13 protein-coding genes, 1 tRNA gene and 1 other RNA gene are annotated in these 16,820 nt (G+C 36.8%); 14 read left to right on the top strand and 1 reads right to left on the bottom strand.

Annotated features, from left to right (window positions below; translation table 11 throughout):
• Positions 1-29: 29 nt before the first annotated feature.
• Positions 30-122: transfer RNA gene (locus tag H9636_RS15795), tRNA-Ser, on the bottom strand.
• A gap of 161 nt (positions 123-283) precedes the next feature.
• Here H9636_RS15795 and ffs point away from each other — a divergent pair.
• The 14 genes from ffs to H9636_RS15865 all read left to right on the top strand — a co-directional run bounded on the left by ffs (position 284) and on the right by H9636_RS15865 (position 16,510).
• Positions 284-549, top strand: an RNA gene (ffs, locus tag H9636_RS15800) — signal recognition particle sRNA large type.
• A 291-nt stretch (positions 550-840) separates the two neighbouring features.
• Entirely contained in the window at positions 841-3,228 is a 2,388-nt protein-coding gene (locus H9636_RS15805; RefSeq protein ID WP_225230277.1) for a hypothetical protein, read from the top strand.
• A 2-nt stretch (positions 3,229-3,230) separates the two neighbouring features.
• Positions 3,231-4,166, top strand: a complete 936-nt coding sequence (locus tag H9636_RS15810; RefSeq protein WP_191708546.1) for an ABC transporter ATP-binding protein — start codon at positions 3,231-3,233, stop codon at positions 4,164-4,166.
• The gene (locus tag H9636_RS15815; RefSeq protein WP_191708532.1) at positions 4,163-5,014 is read left to right on the top strand and encodes an ABC transporter permease; all 852 of its coding nucleotides are present in this window, start codon (positions 4,163-4,165) and stop codon (positions 5,012-5,014) included. Before H9636_RS15810 ends, H9636_RS15815 begins: the two co-directional genes overlap by 4 nt.
• A gap of 11 nt (positions 5,015-5,025) precedes the next feature.
• Positions 5,026-6,453, top strand: coding sequence for a hypothetical protein (locus tag H9636_RS15820; protein ID WP_191708533.1), 1,428 nt, complete (start codon positions 5,026-5,028; stop codon positions 6,451-6,453).
• Positions 6,454-6,469: 16 nt separating this feature from the next.
• Positions 6,470-7,465: an AAA family ATPase gene (locus tag H9636_RS15825; protein ID WP_191708534.1), complete on the top strand. Its 996-nt coding sequence runs from the start codon at positions 6,470-6,472 to the stop codon at positions 7,463-7,465.
• On the top strand, positions 7,462-8,340 hold the full coding sequence (locus tag H9636_RS15830; protein WP_191708535.1) for a DUF58 domain-containing protein: 879 nt from the start codon (positions 7,462-7,464) through the stop codon (positions 8,338-8,340). Before H9636_RS15825 ends, H9636_RS15830 begins: the two co-directional genes overlap by 4 nt.
• 11 nt (positions 8,341-8,351) lie before the next feature.
• Complete coding sequence (locus tag H9636_RS15835; RefSeq protein WP_191708536.1) at positions 8,352-10,103, top strand: vWA domain-containing protein; 1,752 nt, start codon at positions 8,352-8,354, stop codon at positions 10,101-10,103.
• Positions 10,087-12,684: a VWA domain-containing protein gene (locus tag H9636_RS15840; RefSeq protein WP_191708537.1), complete on the top strand. Its 2,598-nt coding sequence runs from the start codon at positions 10,087-10,089 to the stop codon at positions 12,682-12,684. Before H9636_RS15835 ends, H9636_RS15840 begins: the two co-directional genes overlap by 17 nt.
• 162 nt (positions 12,685-12,846) lie before the next feature.
• Complete coding sequence (gene dnaX, locus H9636_RS15845; protein WP_191708538.1) at positions 12,847-14,622, top strand: DNA polymerase III subunit gamma/tau; 1,776 nt, start codon at positions 12,847-12,849, stop codon at positions 14,620-14,622.
• A 65-nt stretch (positions 14,623-14,687) separates the two neighbouring features.
• Positions 14,688-15,002, top strand: a complete 315-nt coding sequence (locus tag H9636_RS15850; protein WP_122973263.1) for a YbaB/EbfC family nucleoid-associated protein — start codon at positions 14,688-14,690, stop codon at positions 15,000-15,002.
• 12 nt (positions 15,003-15,014) lie between these two features.
• Entirely contained in the window at positions 15,015-15,611 is a 597-nt protein-coding gene (recR, locus tag H9636_RS15855) for a recombination mediator RecR (protein ID WP_191708539.1), read from the top strand.
• Positions 15,612-15,962: 351 nt separating this feature from the next.
• Entirely contained in the window at positions 15,963-16,178 is a 216-nt protein-coding gene (locus tag H9636_RS15860; protein ID WP_191708540.1) for a YaaL family protein, read from the top strand.
• Positions 16,179-16,240: 62 nt separating this feature from the next.
• Positions 16,241-16,510 (top strand): pro-sigmaK processing inhibitor BofA family protein, encoded by a 270-nt coding sequence (locus H9636_RS15865; RefSeq protein WP_191708541.1) that lies wholly within the window; start codon positions 16,241-16,243, stop codon positions 16,508-16,510.
• The last annotated feature ends 310 nt before the right edge of the window (positions 16,511-16,820 follow it).

Raw genomic sequence — 16,820 nt, forward strand, 5'->3', positions numbered from 1 at the left:
TGTTATCATCATATAGTAAAATAAAAAAATGGCGGAGGCAGTAGGATTCGAACCCACGCGCGGTTTAACCCGCCTGTCGGTTTTCAAGACCGATCCCTTCAGCCAGACTTGGGTATGCCTCCGTTTCGACAAAGAAAAATATATCATATAACTATATTGTGGTCAACTAATAAGTAGAAAATAAGTAGAAAGGAAAAGTTTTTAAAAAAAGTTTTCAACTTTTCCATTATTACCAGAACTAAACATTGCATTTCCCCTCAATAATAAAGTATACTAGTTTATGCCGTGCTAGGTGGGGAGGTAGCGGTGCCCTGTAACTCGCAATCCGCTCTAGCGAGACTGAAGTCCTTTCTGAGGCTGTCCGTATGTTTGGTCTGCCTCTTGCACGTAGTGTTGAAGGTTGGGTCCTGCGCAATGGGTACCCACGAACCATGTCAGGTCCGGAAGGAAGCAGCATTAAGTGGTTTCACCCATGTGCCGCGGGGTAGCCTAACCTGAGCTGGCGACAAGAGTAACGCTTATGTACGGCTGTCGAAGAAAGGTGCACGGCTTTAATGTGCATAATAAAGCCTAAAAAGGCATGAATAAGAGACGAAATGAACGATTAGGTTCATTTCGTCTTTTTTTGTTTTCTGTAATGATGGAATAGATAGTTTAAAGTTGAAAAGCACATATATCCTTCCATAAGCTACTTTAAATCCTCTGTCATACTGTTTCATTAATTGGAATATACGAACAATACGAACAATTCTTTAAGAATTCATTATTAATTTGGTAAAAATGGAACTTAAATGTAAAATAGACGTACCAATTAAAAAGGGAATTAAAGGAGTTGAGATTTTGTTAAAGAGAAATTTTCTAGCCATATTATTTTTTGCATTCATGATTAGTTTTCTACATATAGATACTGCTAGTGCAGCGCCAAAATTGGACGTAAAAGCAGAAGCAGGAATATCTAATAAAGTTAAGTATTATACACCGGTTCCATTAAAACTTACGATTACAAATAATGGTACTGCATTTTCTGGGGATTTAGTCATCGATGCAGCTGAATCTTATTCGGTTGGTTCAGCCTTAGTTTACCCTTTAGATATAGCAGAGGGTGAAACAAAGGAAATTCAAATTTACTTAAATGGACTTGCGGAAGACTATATGTATAGTACACCGCAAAAAAGCTTGTTTTATTTTTATGAAGGTGGAATAGAAGACGGTGAAATTGTTAAATACACGGGTAATAAGGCAGTTAAACCTCAATTTAATGAACAAGAAGCTACGTTTATCTATACATTAACAGAAAATAGCGATCGGCTTTCTTCTTTTTTACGTTTAAGGCAATATTCTACTTTCAACGTGGAAGTTTTCAATTTAAATCAATTGAAAAACTATGATTTTCCATCCGACTCAAAAGGGCTAGCAATGGCCAATGTATTAGCAGTTGATGAAGTTAGCCTAACAGACTTTTCTGAGGAACAACAACAGGCGATCTATAATTGGGTTGAGAAAGGTGGAGTTCTTTTAATAGGGGCCTCAGACCAAGTGGAGGCTTCTGTAGGGATTTTTAAAGATTACCTTCCTTTATCCCTATCAAATGAAAAAGTAACTGTATCTCAAGAGTCCTTAAAAAAACTATCAAAAAATGGAGTGTTTACACAGGGTATAGAGGTATACACGGCGGACGAAAAGGAAGGAAGTCAACGTCTGCTAGCAGATGGAAACACAATTTTAGCTTCTAAAAAAGCTCTTGGTAGCGGGCAAATCATTCAAACGACATTCTCCCTAGGAGATCAGCCCCTTGCCTCAATGGACGGTTATTCAAAATTACTTTCTGAAATTTTAAAATTACAAACAACAGTGCCAAATAATAGCTTTTATATGAATTTTGGTAATTTCAATGACTATCTTCCATTTGAAGTTGGAAGTGTAAATGAACTATTTCCTTCCTTTGAAATTTCAACGACAATATTAGTCATTGTTATTATTATTTACATTTTGTTTATCGGACCTATGCTTTACTTTATTTTAAAAAGGATGGATAAACGAGAACATGCTTGGTGGCTTATTCCAATCTTGTCGATTGGATTATCCCTTTGTCTGTTCATTTTTGGTGCAAAGGATCGTTTAATGCAATCCCAAATACAACAAGCAGCTTTTTATAAAGTGGAGGGGGATAGCTTAAATGGACGTTATATGGAGACCATTTTAACTAATCGCAGTGGAGATTTTACCTTTACTTTGGATGAAAATACAACTGCAAATGCATCACAAAGTATGAATTATTATTCAAATTCAACAGAATCCATTTTGCATGAAAAATCTTATGTCAAAGAACATGCAAATGGTTCAAATATTCATTTAAGAAATTTAAATTACTGGTCTGTTCAATCAATTGTTGGTGAAACAACAATTCATAATGCAGGGAACATGGATATTCAGTTGAAAGTTAAAGACGGGTTAATCGAAGGGACAATAACAAATCATTTCCCGTTTAAATTAAATGATGTGACGATATGGTCGGGTACAAATGAAATAGAACTAGGTGATTTAGAAGCAGAAGGTACATTAAAAGTATCCGAAAAAGTAAAAAATTCTGTTTTACTTTCACCGTCTATTTCAAACTATGGATATAGTACCCCACAATCAAAAGATGACTTATTACCAATGCGTTTAGAGAAAGTAAAATATGGGGCAGGTGGTCTAATACAAGAGGACCGTGCGCCTGCAATTATAGCCTGGACAGATGAAGCGTTAGTTGGAATTGAGTTGGATGGGAATGCTGAAGTTTCACCCGTTGCTTATATTGCCCAAACATTTGAGCCGACAATGGAACTATCAGGAGGATTTACTTTAGACAAAGATACATTGGAAGAATATGTAGAACCAACAAATGCAGCAGGTTATATGGAGTTACTAAATGAATCGTCGAATGAATGGTATCTAGATAAAGGCGATTATAACTATACTGTTCAAGTTCCAGCTGAGTTAATAGAAAATTCTTCATGGACAGAGCTTTCTATTTCAAATAAAGCATCTAAACGACTTGAACTATCTATATGGAACATAAAGACTTCACAATATGAAGATATTCAAGAAGCGAATAAAACCTTTACAGAAAATTTAGATCAATACTTATCAACAGATGGACAAATTAAAATGCTAGTCCGATTAAATGATGATTTAGGAACACCAGTCAAAATGCCAGATGTAGAAATTAAGGGGGTGGCACAATAATGATGGTTGATATTAAAGGATTAACTAAAAAATACGGCTCATTTGTTGCATTAAATAATTTGAATTTAACATTAGATGAAGGGGTTGTATTTGGATTCGTAGGTGCCAATGGTGCTGGGAAGTCTACTACTTTTTCCATACTAGCTACCCTCCTGTCACCTACATCTGGTGACGCGTTTATTAATGGTAAAAGTGTTGTTCGTGAACCGAAAGAAGTAAGGAAATTAATTGGTTATATGCCCGACTTTTTTGGGGTGTATGATCAACTAAAAGCCGATGAATATTTAGATTTTTATGGGGCAAGTTATGGTCTTTCTGCAGATGAAAGGAAAGTTCTTATTCCGCAGTTATTAGAGCTTGTTAATCTCACACATAAGCGTTATGAATATGTTGATTTACTATCTCGTGGAATGAAGCAACGTCTTTGTTTAGCACGCTCTCTCATCCATGACCCAAAAGTGCTTATTTTAGATGAACCGGCATCAGGATTAGACCCGCGTGCTCGAATTGAAATGCGAGATATTTTAAAGCATTTGAAATCAATGGGAAAAACAATTTTAATTTCATCACATATCTTACCGGAGTTGGCAGAGATGTGTGATGAAATTGGGGTAATTGATAATGGAAAGTTAATAGCCCATGGGAATGTAGCGGCGATCCAAGAGCAATTACAAGGAGATAAACGAGTGATTGTTAAAGTAATGGATCAATTGGAGAAAGCCCGTGCCTTTTTTGAAGAGGATCCTTATATATCTTCTATTGAAGTAGCTGATGGGAAAAAGGAAATTTCCTTTAATTATCGTGGTAAAACAGAAGATCAAGTAAACCTTTTACGAAAAGCTTTACTTGCTGATATTCCGATTTATACGTTAACCGAAGAGGAAAAGGACTTAGAAGATGTCTTTATGGCTATTACGAAAGGAGCGGATGAAGCATGATGGAACGTTTTTCGAATCCAGTATTATTAAAAGAATTAAAATTGCGATTCCGCGCCTTTAAAAGTTTTTCCGGCTTAATGTTTTACTTAGCTGTTTTATGTATTTTCGTAGCAGGGTTTTTATTAATCTATACACAATTTTCAGGTACTAGTTTTTTTAGACCGAATGATAGTTTTACGATGTTCGCTGTTTTAAGTGTGCTTCAGATGGGGTTAGTAATGTTTATGACACCAGGATTAACAGCGGGTGCCATTAGTACAGAACGGGAAAAGCAAACATTAAATATTCTACTGACAACAACCCAAAGTTCTACTCAAATTATTATTGGTAAACTTTTATCGTCAGTCGCCTTTTTAATATTAATGTTAGTGGCAGGGTTACCTTTATATAGTCTTGTATTTTTATTTGGAGGGGTATCACCTTCCCAATTCATAACGATTTTCCTTCTATATTTAGTGACGCTTGTTGCGATAGGAAGTATAGGGATAATGTTTTCAACAATAACAAAGAAAACGATTGTATCAATGATTGCGACATACGGTGCGATGATTTTTTTAGGAGGGATTACAGCCTTCTTCTTCTTTATCGGTGTTTCGATGGAGCAAATGTCAATGGGCATGAGTACAGCAACACCATTTTCACCTATTACTTATTTTTGGGCGAGCATTAACCCTGGTGCGTTAATGGTGACCATTCTCTATCCAGAAATGGCGAATAGTTTGGAATCGGTAGTTGGAATATCACTCCCAATTTGGGTAGTTTACTTAATTTTTTACATTTTACTAACAGCATTTTGTTTATTTGTTGCGATCCGTAAGTTACGGGCAAATATGAAAACGAACCGATAGGAGGAAGGACGATGAATCGTCGAGACTTATTAAGGCACTTTATCCGTCGAGCTAAAAGAAACCTTAATTTGGAACGTTTATTAGTTCAATTACAATATGGAATATTCCTTTGCCTGGCATTATGTACGGCGATTCTCGTTGTTTCCCGCTTGTTTGTCTTTCCTTATTACAGGGAAGTAACGATTTACGTTGGAATCGGTATTCTAATTGTTGTAGGAATCTATATTTGGTGGAAAAGGATTCGGGATAAGGAAGCGTTACACCGTTTAGATGCCTTTTATCCACATAATGAGCTTGTAACGGCCCTTTCCTTTAATGATAGAAAGAATTTATTAGTGCAATCTCTTATCCAAAAGGCTGAAAATGAGTCCCCAAAAGCATTTGATCGATTTAAAAAAAGGCAAAAAGTTGTTTGGAAACCTAAAGTATTGATAGGAATAATGCTTTTGGTGATGGGAATTGGATTTTTATCTTTCTTCCCTTCAGCAACACAACAAGAAGCTCTTGAGGTAGAAAAAGAGCATAAAATTATTAATGAGATAGAAAAAGAAATAGCAAAGTTAGAGAAAAAGACAACAAATGCTGAGGCAAAAAAACAACTACAAGAGTTATCAAATAAATTGAAGGATATTGAAAGTTCTGAAGAGGCCCTTCGTGAAGTAGTAAAGAAACAAAAGGAATTAAAATTGCAGGAACAAAAGCTTAAGGAAAAAGAAGCATTAGCAAAACAAGAAAATGCAGAAGATTCCGGTGGATTATCAGCGGAAGAACAAAAGCAACTCGAGGAATTAGCAGCTTTGCAAAAGGGTCTTACAGATACAGCAAAAAGTTCCCAAACCGCTCTAAGTAAATTAGGTAAGCCAATTAGTTTTGATTTACAAAATGCGATTGCTAGTGAATTAGGTTCCGAATCTGCAGAAAATGAGGGAGAACAAGGTGATTCTTCAGAGGAACAAGTTAATCCTAACAGTGATAGTCAAAAAGAGGGACAACAAGGGGATAGTCAGGACGGGAACAATAGTAAAGAAGGTCAAAGTAGCAACGGACAAAATGGTCAGGGTCAGGGACAAGGTCAAGGACAAGGACAAGGCAATGGCTCTCAAGGAAGCGGTTCGGGTAATGGGAAAGGTAATGGTCAAGGACCTAGTAGTGGAGGCAGTGGAGCTGGATTAGGTCAAGGAAGTCGTGATTCCCTTTCCATACCAAATCGTATTGGTGGAAGCAGTGAAACGTCTGTAGACGGTGGGCCATTAAATGAAGGAAAAGCTGTTGGAGAGCAAAAAGGGCAAGTACCGGTAACGAAAGGAACTATTCGACCTTATGAAGAGGTAATAGGTGATTATAAAGATAGCTACATCGAAAGTTCAGAAAGAATGCAGCTACCGAAGGATTTACAAGATATTGTACAATCTTATTTCTCATCCATAGAGTCGGAATAAGTAGGAGGGCGACATGATGGCGTTTAATGAAGAACAATATAGCGAAATGAGCAATCAACTGCATCAAGTTAAAGATGAAATTAGCAAATTTATCGTAGGGCAAGAAGAAGCGATTGAGTATACACTCTACTCGATATTAGCGGATGGGCATGCTCTATTAGAGGGTTTGCCTGGGCTAGGTAAGACGATGTTAATACGAACAATTTCGGAAGTTCTCGACTTATCATTTTCCCGTATTCAATTTACTCCTGATTTAATGCCAACAGATATTACTGGGACAAATATTATCGAACGAACGGAAAATGGAAGGCAGCAATTTGCTTTCCAGCCTGGACCTATTTTTAGCCAAATGGTGCTTGCGGATGAAATTAATCGTGCCACACCAAAAACACAAAGTGCATTGTTGGAAGCGATGGGTGAAAAGACTGTAACAATACTTGGAGATACAAAGAAAATGGCAAAGCCATTTTTTGTTCTTGCTACACAAAATCCGATCGAAATGGAAGGAACTTACCCTTTACCAGAAGCTCAAATGGACCGCTTTTTATGTAAAATTTTAGTACCATACCCTTCTAAAAAAGAATTAATGGAAATTATGAAACGTACTACTGGGGCGTTGGAAGTTGATTTAGAAAAAGTAATGAATAGTGATAGCATCATTTTAGCTCAACAAATGGTAAAAGAAGTATTGGTAGCTGAAGAAATGCTGGAGTATGCGGTGAATTTAGTAGTAGCTACTCATCCAGAAGGAGAATACTCCCACCCGGAAGTGAAGCAATTTGTTATGTATGGTAGTGGCCCTCGCGGTTTACAAAGTATTATTAAACTAGCGAAAGCCCGTGCCGTTATGCATGGACGTTTCCATGTCTCCATTGCTGATATAAAATCAGTGGCAAAACCTGCATTGCGTCACCGAATGATGATGAATTATGAGGGAGAGGCATCTGGCAAGACGGCGGATGACATGATTGAAACGATACTCACAACGATTCAACAAGGAGTAGGGTTATGAGCACTTCGCCATTAATTCTCCCTGATGAATGGATCTCAAAAGTAAGCCGTTTATCAATCGCTACCTCATCGAAATTACGAGGACAACATAAAGGATCTCACCGTTCAGCGCGGTTTGGATCATCCCTCGACTTTTCTGACTTCCGTGAATATACATTAGGAGACGATGTTAGACAAGTTGATTGGAACGTATATGCACGAACAGAAAAGTATTATATTAAACGATTTTTAGATGAACAAGAAATGAGAGTTCACATATTATTGGATGCTACCCGTTCAATGGGCGAAGAAAAGAAATGGATCTTTGCTCGGCAAATTGCAGCTGCCATTGGATTAATGGTATTGAATCGGGATGACCGGTTGTCCTTTTCCTATGTTGGTGAAACGAACGCCATTCCATTTAGAAGAAAAGGTGCAAGCTATAGAAAACCGTTTCTACAAATTCTTTCGAATTTAAAACAGGCGAGTGGAGTTGGGAGTTTTGCCAAGGAAGGAATCAAGGTTTTACCAAAGGATAGTACAGTGCTTTTTATTATTACGGATGGTTTAGAGGCGATTGTAGAGTGGGAACAGTTTTTTAAACGTGTGCCCCGTTTTGCTGGAGATGTACGCTGTATTCAAATTGTAACGAAAAATGAATTGAATCCGACTTATACAGGTGATGTCCGGCTTATTGATTCAGAAACTACTCAACAAGTGAATGTGTCTGTATCAAACCGTGTGTTAGCCAATTATGAAAAAACGAGGGCTACACATGAAAGTGAATTTGAAGCTTTAGCTCATCGCTTTGGAATTCGGAAAACGCAGCTTATCGTCGAAGATGGTTTCCAAACAGCTATTTTTCATAAATTACTTAAGTCAAATTGGGTACAGTGAGGTGAAGGGATATGGGATTCAGTAATTTAATTTATTTATGGACCGCTATCCTTCCATTAATTGTCCTAATCTATTACTTCTTCCGTAAAAAATATAAAGATCAACCCGTATCCTCTACTATTTTTTGGGACGAAGTGATGCAGGAAACAAAAGCTTCTCCGTATTTGAAGCATTTACAAAGGAATGCGCTTCTTTACTTACAGTTATTAGCTCTTCTTTTATTTGTGTTAGCTTTAATGAATCCTTTTTTAAAAACGTCGGAAATTGCTGGGGAACAATCGATTTGGATTGTCGATACATCCGCCACTATGCTTGTAGAAGAAGGCGAATTAACAACTTTTGAACGTCATAAAGAGGAAATGATTTCTTTAGCAAATGAATTAAGTGGTAGACCAGTAACGATTATAACAACTGGTGAGGAACCTAAAGTAATTGTTCGCCAAGAAACGGAGCCCTCTGCCATACATAAAGCGATTAACAATCTAGAAGTGACTTATGAAAAGGAACAACTAACGAAGGCGATTGATATGGCTCAAGCTTTTATTGGAGATACTTCTACATCGATTTATTTATTTACCGATGCTGTAGAGCGTGGTGAGTTACCTATTGAAAGTGAAAACATTCAGTGGATTGTCCATGGGGCAAGTGAAGACTTGAAAAATGTCGCAATTACCCGATTTGCAGCAACTGCAACGGAGGAAAATGCATTGGCTCTTGTTCAATTAAAAAATGAGACAGAGGAAGAACAAGTAACCGAGCTAAATTTATTGGATGAAAAAGGCAATGTCCTCGTCACAGAGCAGTTAACTTTAAAAGCTGAAGAAGAATTAACAAAAACCTTTGATACACTGCCATTAACTTCCGTTTTAACAGTAAAAATAGAAGTCGATGACCATTATGAAGCGGATAATACGATGATGACCTTATTAGGAAGCGACATGTCCCAAATCGTCATTGATCAACAAATGCATCAGTTAGTACAGAAAGGTTTCCAAGCGTTAAATACGGACGTTAAAATTGCTCCATCTGATCAACTAGAAGCAATGAAGGACGTAGTGGTCGTAACAAATCAAACGGAACTTTTAGGAAAGACAGATTCTCCTTTAGTACTAATCGGTCGTAATGATGAGGTGGCAGAGGAAGTTAATAGTCTTGTAGATGTATCCAACGATGCGTTATTTGCATTTAGTTCTTTAGAGGACGTTTATGTCAATTCTATTTACCCTGCATTTGATCAGTTCGAAACAATTGCAACAATTGGAGAAAAACCATTTATTCAACGTTCAGCTAGAGGAGATATTGTTATTTTAGCTGATATCCAATCTACTGACTGGCCATTACATCCTTCATTTCCATTATTTTTATGGGGATTACAAAATGAAATGGTGGAAGGTGCACAAAATTTAGGCACTTTTTCGCCAAATGAAAGTCGAGCAGTACCTTTAGCAGCAGGGGAATGGTCTATCTATTCTGGAGAAGATGAATACGTCTCTTCCATTGAAGGTGGTAGTGAATTTCAAGCGCCGATAAAACCAGGTGTGTATTCCATTCGTTCGAATGAGGAAGAAAAACGCTTTATTGTTCAGCTTTCACCTGAAGAACGAACTATTCAAGAAGGAACGAGTTTTGAACTAGGTACTATTCAAAATGGTGGAAAAGAAGAAGAAACAAAACAATCATTTATACAATGGCTATTAATTCCTATTTTATTTTTACTAGTTATTGAGTGGGAGGTGCAAAGAAGACGTGGATTTGCGAATTGATTACCCACTTGCCCTATTGTTACTAATCCCACTGCTTGGATATTTTGTTTGGACATGGTGGCATCATCGCAAGCAGCTAAGAAAAAATCAGCAAATCGTATTTGGTATCCGATTACTCGCTGTAATTACTTTAGTGTTTGCACTGTGCGCCCCCTATCTACTATTACCAGTTAAAGAAGAACAGGTAGTTTTTTTAATCGACCGATCTGCTTCGGTTGAAGGGACAACAGAACAAGCTGTTGCCTTTATTGAAGAAAGTTTACAATCTAAAAAAAATTCCCATCTTGTTGGAGTTTATTCCTTTGCTTCAGACCTTCAAACAGAGTCTATTCTTACTGATACGTTAGAACATGTACCTGAACTGAGTGAAATGACAAAGGAAAGTGAAACGAATATTGCGCAGGCAATACAGCTTTCAACAGGGATTGTTGATTTAGAAAAAGCGACACGGATTGTTTTATTAACCGATGGATTAGAAACGAAAGGTGATGTAACGGAACAGCTAACAAAGTTAACAAATTCCAATGTTTCGATTGATATCGTAGAGTTAAGTAAAGAGGTGAATGCAGATGTATCGATTCAAAGCTTTACAACACCACAAGTTGCGTATGCGGGGGAACAACAACAGTTAGTAACAGAAATAGAAGCAACTTCCCAAACAACAGGTGAGTTGTATTTATACGAAAATGATCAGCTCATTCACCAAGAAGATATTCAACTGGAAGAAGGAACAAATTCATTTACTTATCGCCATATTGGAAACTCGGAAGGGCTCGTTAAGTATGAAGCGCTAATCCAAGTTAAGGATGATGCGATATTAGAGAATAATAAATTAACGAGTGTAACGATGGTACAAAGTACACCTCGTTTATTAATTGTCAGTGACCGGGAGGAAGGGTCTCCTATTGCATCAGCTTTAGGTACTAATTCTGTTCAATATACCGTTATGCCTTCGAGTGAATTACCTAACTCTTTATCAAGCTATTTACACTATAATGCGATTATTTTTGATAATATACCTGGCCATTTAGTTGGAGAAGAAAAGATGGGAATTATTGAACAAGCCGTTAAAAACTTCGGAGTAGGCTTTATGATGGTTGGTGGGGAAAATAGTTTTGGGCTTGGCGGATATTTTAAAACACCGATTGAAGCTTTACTACCAGTTGAAATGGAAGTGAAAGGGAAACAACAGTTACCTTCCCTTGGACTTGTTATTGTTCTCGATCGCTCCGGCAGTATGATGGGGCCAAAGATTGAATTAGCGAAAGAAGCAGCAGCCCGTTCGGTAGAACTGTTACGCGAAGAAGATACATTAGGATTTATTGCCTTTGATGATCGACCATGGGAGATAATTGAGACAGCTCCATTGAAGGATAAGGAAAAAGCGGTGAATACGATTTTATCAATCGCGCCGGGTGGTGGTACTGAAATTTATTCTTCATTAGAATTGGCTTATGAAAATTTAGCAGACTTATCATTACAACGAAAACATATCATTTTATTAACAGATGGACAATCGTATACGCAAAATAGCTATGAGGACTTAATCGAAGAAGGTAAAGGGAATAATATAACGTTATCAACGGTTGCAATCGGAGAAGATGCTGATGGAGTTTTACTTGAATCATTAAGTGAATTAGGAAGTGGACGTTACTATAGTGTAATCGATGAAACGACCATTCCTTCTATTTTATCCCGTGAGACGGCCATGATTTCAAAAACTTATATAGAAGATAATCCGTTTTATCCGGTTATTTATAATGCTGAAGGGTGGAATGATCTATTTAAAAATGGCGTTCCACAAATGAATGCTTATATCGGAACGACAGCTAAACAAACAGCAATGGTAATTGCTGAGAGTGAGAAAGAGGACCCTGTATTAGCAGAGTGGCAATATGGTTTAGGAAAAACGATTGCCTTTACATCCGATTCTACGGGAGCGTGGACAGGTGATTGGGCCCGTTGGGAGGAATGGACGAACTTCTGGCAAACGGCTGTTTCAAGACTGTTCCCAACGTATAACGATATTGCTTATGATATTCGCAGAGACTCTGAAGGTTCCTTCGTCATTACTGACCCAACAAATCAAGCTGCCTTTTTAGATGTGGCAGTAGTGGACGAATCTGGAGAGGAACTAGAGGTTCAATCAGAACCAATATCGGCTAGTAAAGTCCGTACAGTAGTTGATGCAGAACCGGGTCTAGTATTTTTTAGAATTACAAGTGGTGATGGCTCAATATACCAGGCTGGGTTAACTATTCCATATAGCGCCGAATATGAGTTGCATCCACCGAATGAAACGTTATTAACTCAAATAAGCGAAAAAACAGGTGGGAAGTTTTTAGAAGAACCTGCAGAAGCTTTCCGAGAGTTTACACAAAAAGGCGCAGAGAAACAAAATATTACGACTTGGCTTGTATTATTGAGTATGCTGTTATTCTTTATAGATATTACAATCCGCCGTTTCGGATGGGGATTTTTACAAACGGTAGGACGAACAAAGAAGAAGGTATCAGAAAAGCAAGTGGTAGAAGATGAAACAAATGTTGCCCAGTTATTAAAAGGGATGAAGAAAAAGTAATTTATACAGTTAGGAGCTGTTAGTATATTAGCAGCTCCTATTTATTTTGAGAGGTTAATTCATTTAAATGATAGTAATTTTTAGTGTCAGAAAGGAAATGCTAACTTGACCTATGCTATAATATAACTATTAACCGAAAGAAAAAAGAAGGGGAGGAAACCGTTGACATATCAAGCATTTTACCGTGTATATAGACCGCAATCTTTTCGTGAAATGTCCGGTCAAACACACGTCAAAAGAACCCTTCAAAATGCTCTTGAAGCAAATAAAACGACCCATGCTTATCTTTTTTCAGGTCCTCGGGGGACAGGGAAAACAAGTACTGCGAAAATTTTTGCTAAAGCATTAAATTGTGAAAAAGCGCCAACAAAGGAACCGTGTAATGAATGTCCAACTTGTTTGAGTATTACAGAAGGTTCCCATCCAGACGTTATTGAATTTGATGCTGCATCGAATTCTCGTGTTGAAGAAATGCGGGATATTATAGAGAAAGTAAGATTTGCTCCAGCTAATGCCCGTTTCAAAGTGTATATTATCGATGAAGTGCATATGCTTTCTACAAGTGCCTTTAACGCACTTTTAAAAACGTTAGAAGAACCGCCTCCCCACGCTGTATTTATCTTGGCAACTACGGAGCCTCATAAATTACCTGCAACAATTATTTCAAGGTGTCAGCGTTTTGATTTTAAACGTTTATCTTCTAACGATATTTTAGAACGAATGAAAATTATTTTAGAAGATATTGATTTACCGTTTGAGGAACAAGCCTTAAAGGTGATTGCGCAAGCATCGGCTGGTGGGATGCGTGATGCATTAAGCTTATTGGATCAAGTTGTATCGTTTAGCGGGGATACACTGACGTTAGAAAATGCCTTACTCGTGAGCGGATCAATTAGCCAAGATGTCTTTTATGATGTAGTCCTTGCCTTAAAAAATAAAGAAATCGCACAAGTATTAAGTTCTTTAGAAGAATTAATTGCAGATGGTAAGGATCCAGTTCGATTGTCAGAAGACTTTATTACTTTTTTCCGCGATTTATTGTTATTACAAACAAGTAGTGATTTGACTGAATTGCTAGAATTAGTTACACCGGAAGAAAAGTTTTTAACGTTAGCACATGAATTTAACGCCGATACACTTTACGGATATATCGATATACTAGCTAAAACACAACAAGAAATGCGTTTTTCTCATCATACTAAAATCTATTTGGAAACAGCTTTATTAAAAATGGCTCAAGTTCAAAATAGTGGTGGGGTAAATGCTCTAGTTGCAGGAAATGTTGACCCTGCTGTAAATGAAAAAGTGGCGAATCTTGAAAAAATAGTCCAACAGTTAACACTACAGTTGCAAAATGGTGTTCCATCACAAGGAAGTGCTGCGATCCAACAGAAAGAAGCTCCGCGACCTCGCGCTAAAACGAGTGGCTACAATGCACCTGTTGGTAGAATTCGTGAAGTATTAAAAGGAGCAACAAAACAAGATATTCATCAAATTAAAAATGCATGGGCGCAAACATTAAGTCAGTTGCAAAAATCCCAGGCGGCACTATTGGCTGAAGCGGAACCAGTTGCAGCATCAAGTAGTGCATTTGTGGTAAAATTCAAGTATGATATTCATTGTCGAATGGTTGCCGAAAACAGAGAGTTTACAACTATCTTTTCTCAAATTCTCTCTCAAATAACAGGAACGATGTATGAAATATTATGTATTCCTGAAAATGACTGGGTATCATTGCGTCAAAACTTTATTAAAGAAAATGGCTTAAATCAGAAGAAAGAAATAACTGATCATAATCATGAAGATGCATTGGTTCAGGAAAATGTCCATGAAGGGCCATTTATCGATGATGCGCAAGAGATTGCTTCTGAAGATCCTTTAATCACGGAAGCTGAGAAAATGTTTGGTAAAGATTTTGTTGAGGTAGTTGAAGATTAACAATCATAAAAGTTGATGTTATCTATTAAGATAAAGTCAAAATGTATAATTAGGAGGAATTTATAATGCGTGGAATGGGCAATATGCAAGGTATGATGAAAAAAATGCAAAAAATGCAAAAAGAAATGATGCAAGCACAAGAAGAATTAAACGCTAAAGAATTTGAAGGTACTGCTGGCGGCGGTATGGTAAAAGTAACGATGAATGGACAACGTGAAGTTCTTAGTGTGAATTTAGACCCTTCTGTAGTAGATCCTGATGATGTAGAAATGTTAGAAGATTTAATGGTTGTTGCTACAAATGAAGCATTAAAGAAAGTAGAAGAAACAACAACTGCAACAATGGGTAAATTCACTCAAGGCTTGAACCTTCCATTTTAGGAGGAAAGATAAATGTATTACCCTGAACCAATATCAAAGTTAATTGATAGTTTTATGAAATTGCCAGGTATCGGTCCGAAAACTGCGGCTCGACTGGCATTTTTCGTTTTGACAATGAAGGAAGATACTGTTTTATCCTTTGCAAAGGCTTTAGTCGATGCGAAACGAAATTTAACGTATTGTTCTGTTTGTGGTCATATAACGGATGTGGATCCTTGTCAAATTTGTTCCGATAAACAACGTGATGTTTCCACTATATGTGTAGTCCAAGATCCAAAAGATGTTATTGCGATGGAAAAAATGCGTGATTATCAAGGTTTATATCATGTACTTCATGGTGCTATTTCACCAATGGATGGTGTTGGACCAGAAGATATCAATGTTGCGTCATTAATTACTCGCTTGCAAGATGAAAGGGTACAAGAATTAATATTAGCTACAAATCCTACCATTGAAGGTGAAGCAACAGCGATGTATATATCGCGTCTTGTTAAACCATCTGGAATTCGTACTACTCGAATTGCCCATGGGCTACCTGTGGGAGGAGATTTGGAGTATGCTGATGAAGTTACTTTATCAAAAGCTTTAGAAGGAAGACGTGAATTGTAGTTGTTCAGTAATTTATTGAACTACCTTCCTTTTAAAGCTCAGTGGCTACGCTAGGGCTTTCTGAAATTCAATAAATAGATTTATAGGTTAATAAAATGTATCAGTAATCTTTTTCCTCTGAAGTAGGTAGGTAAACTGCTACATATTTATAATTGTTAAACGATAGTTTTTTCATTAAATGGATTTTAAGTTGGCCTAATTTATTAATTTGTTTGTTAACTATCCATATTAAACTGAGAAATTTTTGGGTCGACGATTTGTTAGCTCAAGTACTACCCTAATTAAATGTAGGTAATTTTTAATATCATTAAATGTTCTTCCTGTTAAATTGGTATAAGGTGAGTGGAGTAGTTGATGTTTAGCCGTAAGGGGAAATTGAAAAAAGAGTTCGATGAAAAATTGATTCATCTTATAAAAGAGACCAAAGAAGATTGGAATAGCGCAAAAGTGATTGAAGGGTTAGTAGATGATTATGATCTTGAAGTCATCGCGCAACGTAAAATAGCGGAAAGTATTCACTTTTATTTATTTAAAGAAGCAAGAATTCGAAAAATATTACTTAAATGAAAATACTAAGAGTAGACGTAAAAGCATATGCTCCTATGAATACATTATGGAGGAGGATATGATTGACAACATACATTGTGATTGGTGTTGTTTGCGCGCTACTCTTTTTTGGCATCATAATAGGGAAAAAAATAGGTTTTAGTATCATTTTTGAAAAGTTGGCGATTTTATGGTTTAAGTTAGCATGTTCATTTGCTTTACTTTACATAGCCCATATTATAGTTGATGGTTATGATATTATTGTTCCTGTAAACTTGTTTTCCGCATTGACAATAACGATTTTAGGAATACCAGGTGTATTATGTATCGGTGTTTTAACTGTATTTCAGTAATTAGTAATAAAAAAGATGTTGCATTTTTAAAGTTCTAGTGATATATTAATACATGTCGCTTTTGCGATATCAAAAACTTACTCAAATTCAAAAAAAGATATTGATTTTTGATTGGTGAGTTGATATAATATTAAAGCTGTCATGTGAGTAGCGAAATCTTATTTTAAAAAGATATTGACTCGATGTTGGTAGCGTGATATAATGATAAAGTTGCTCAAAGAAATACAGCAACGAAATGAACCTTGAAAACTGAACAACAAAACGTTAATGAATACAGTTTCAACTTAATTGTTGAAACAAAATTTTGGAC

Source organism: Ureibacillus galli (genome assembly GCF_014836845.1).
GTDB classification, from domain to species: domain Bacteria; phylum Bacillota; class Bacilli; order Bacillales_A; family Planococcaceae; genus Ureibacillus; species Ureibacillus galli.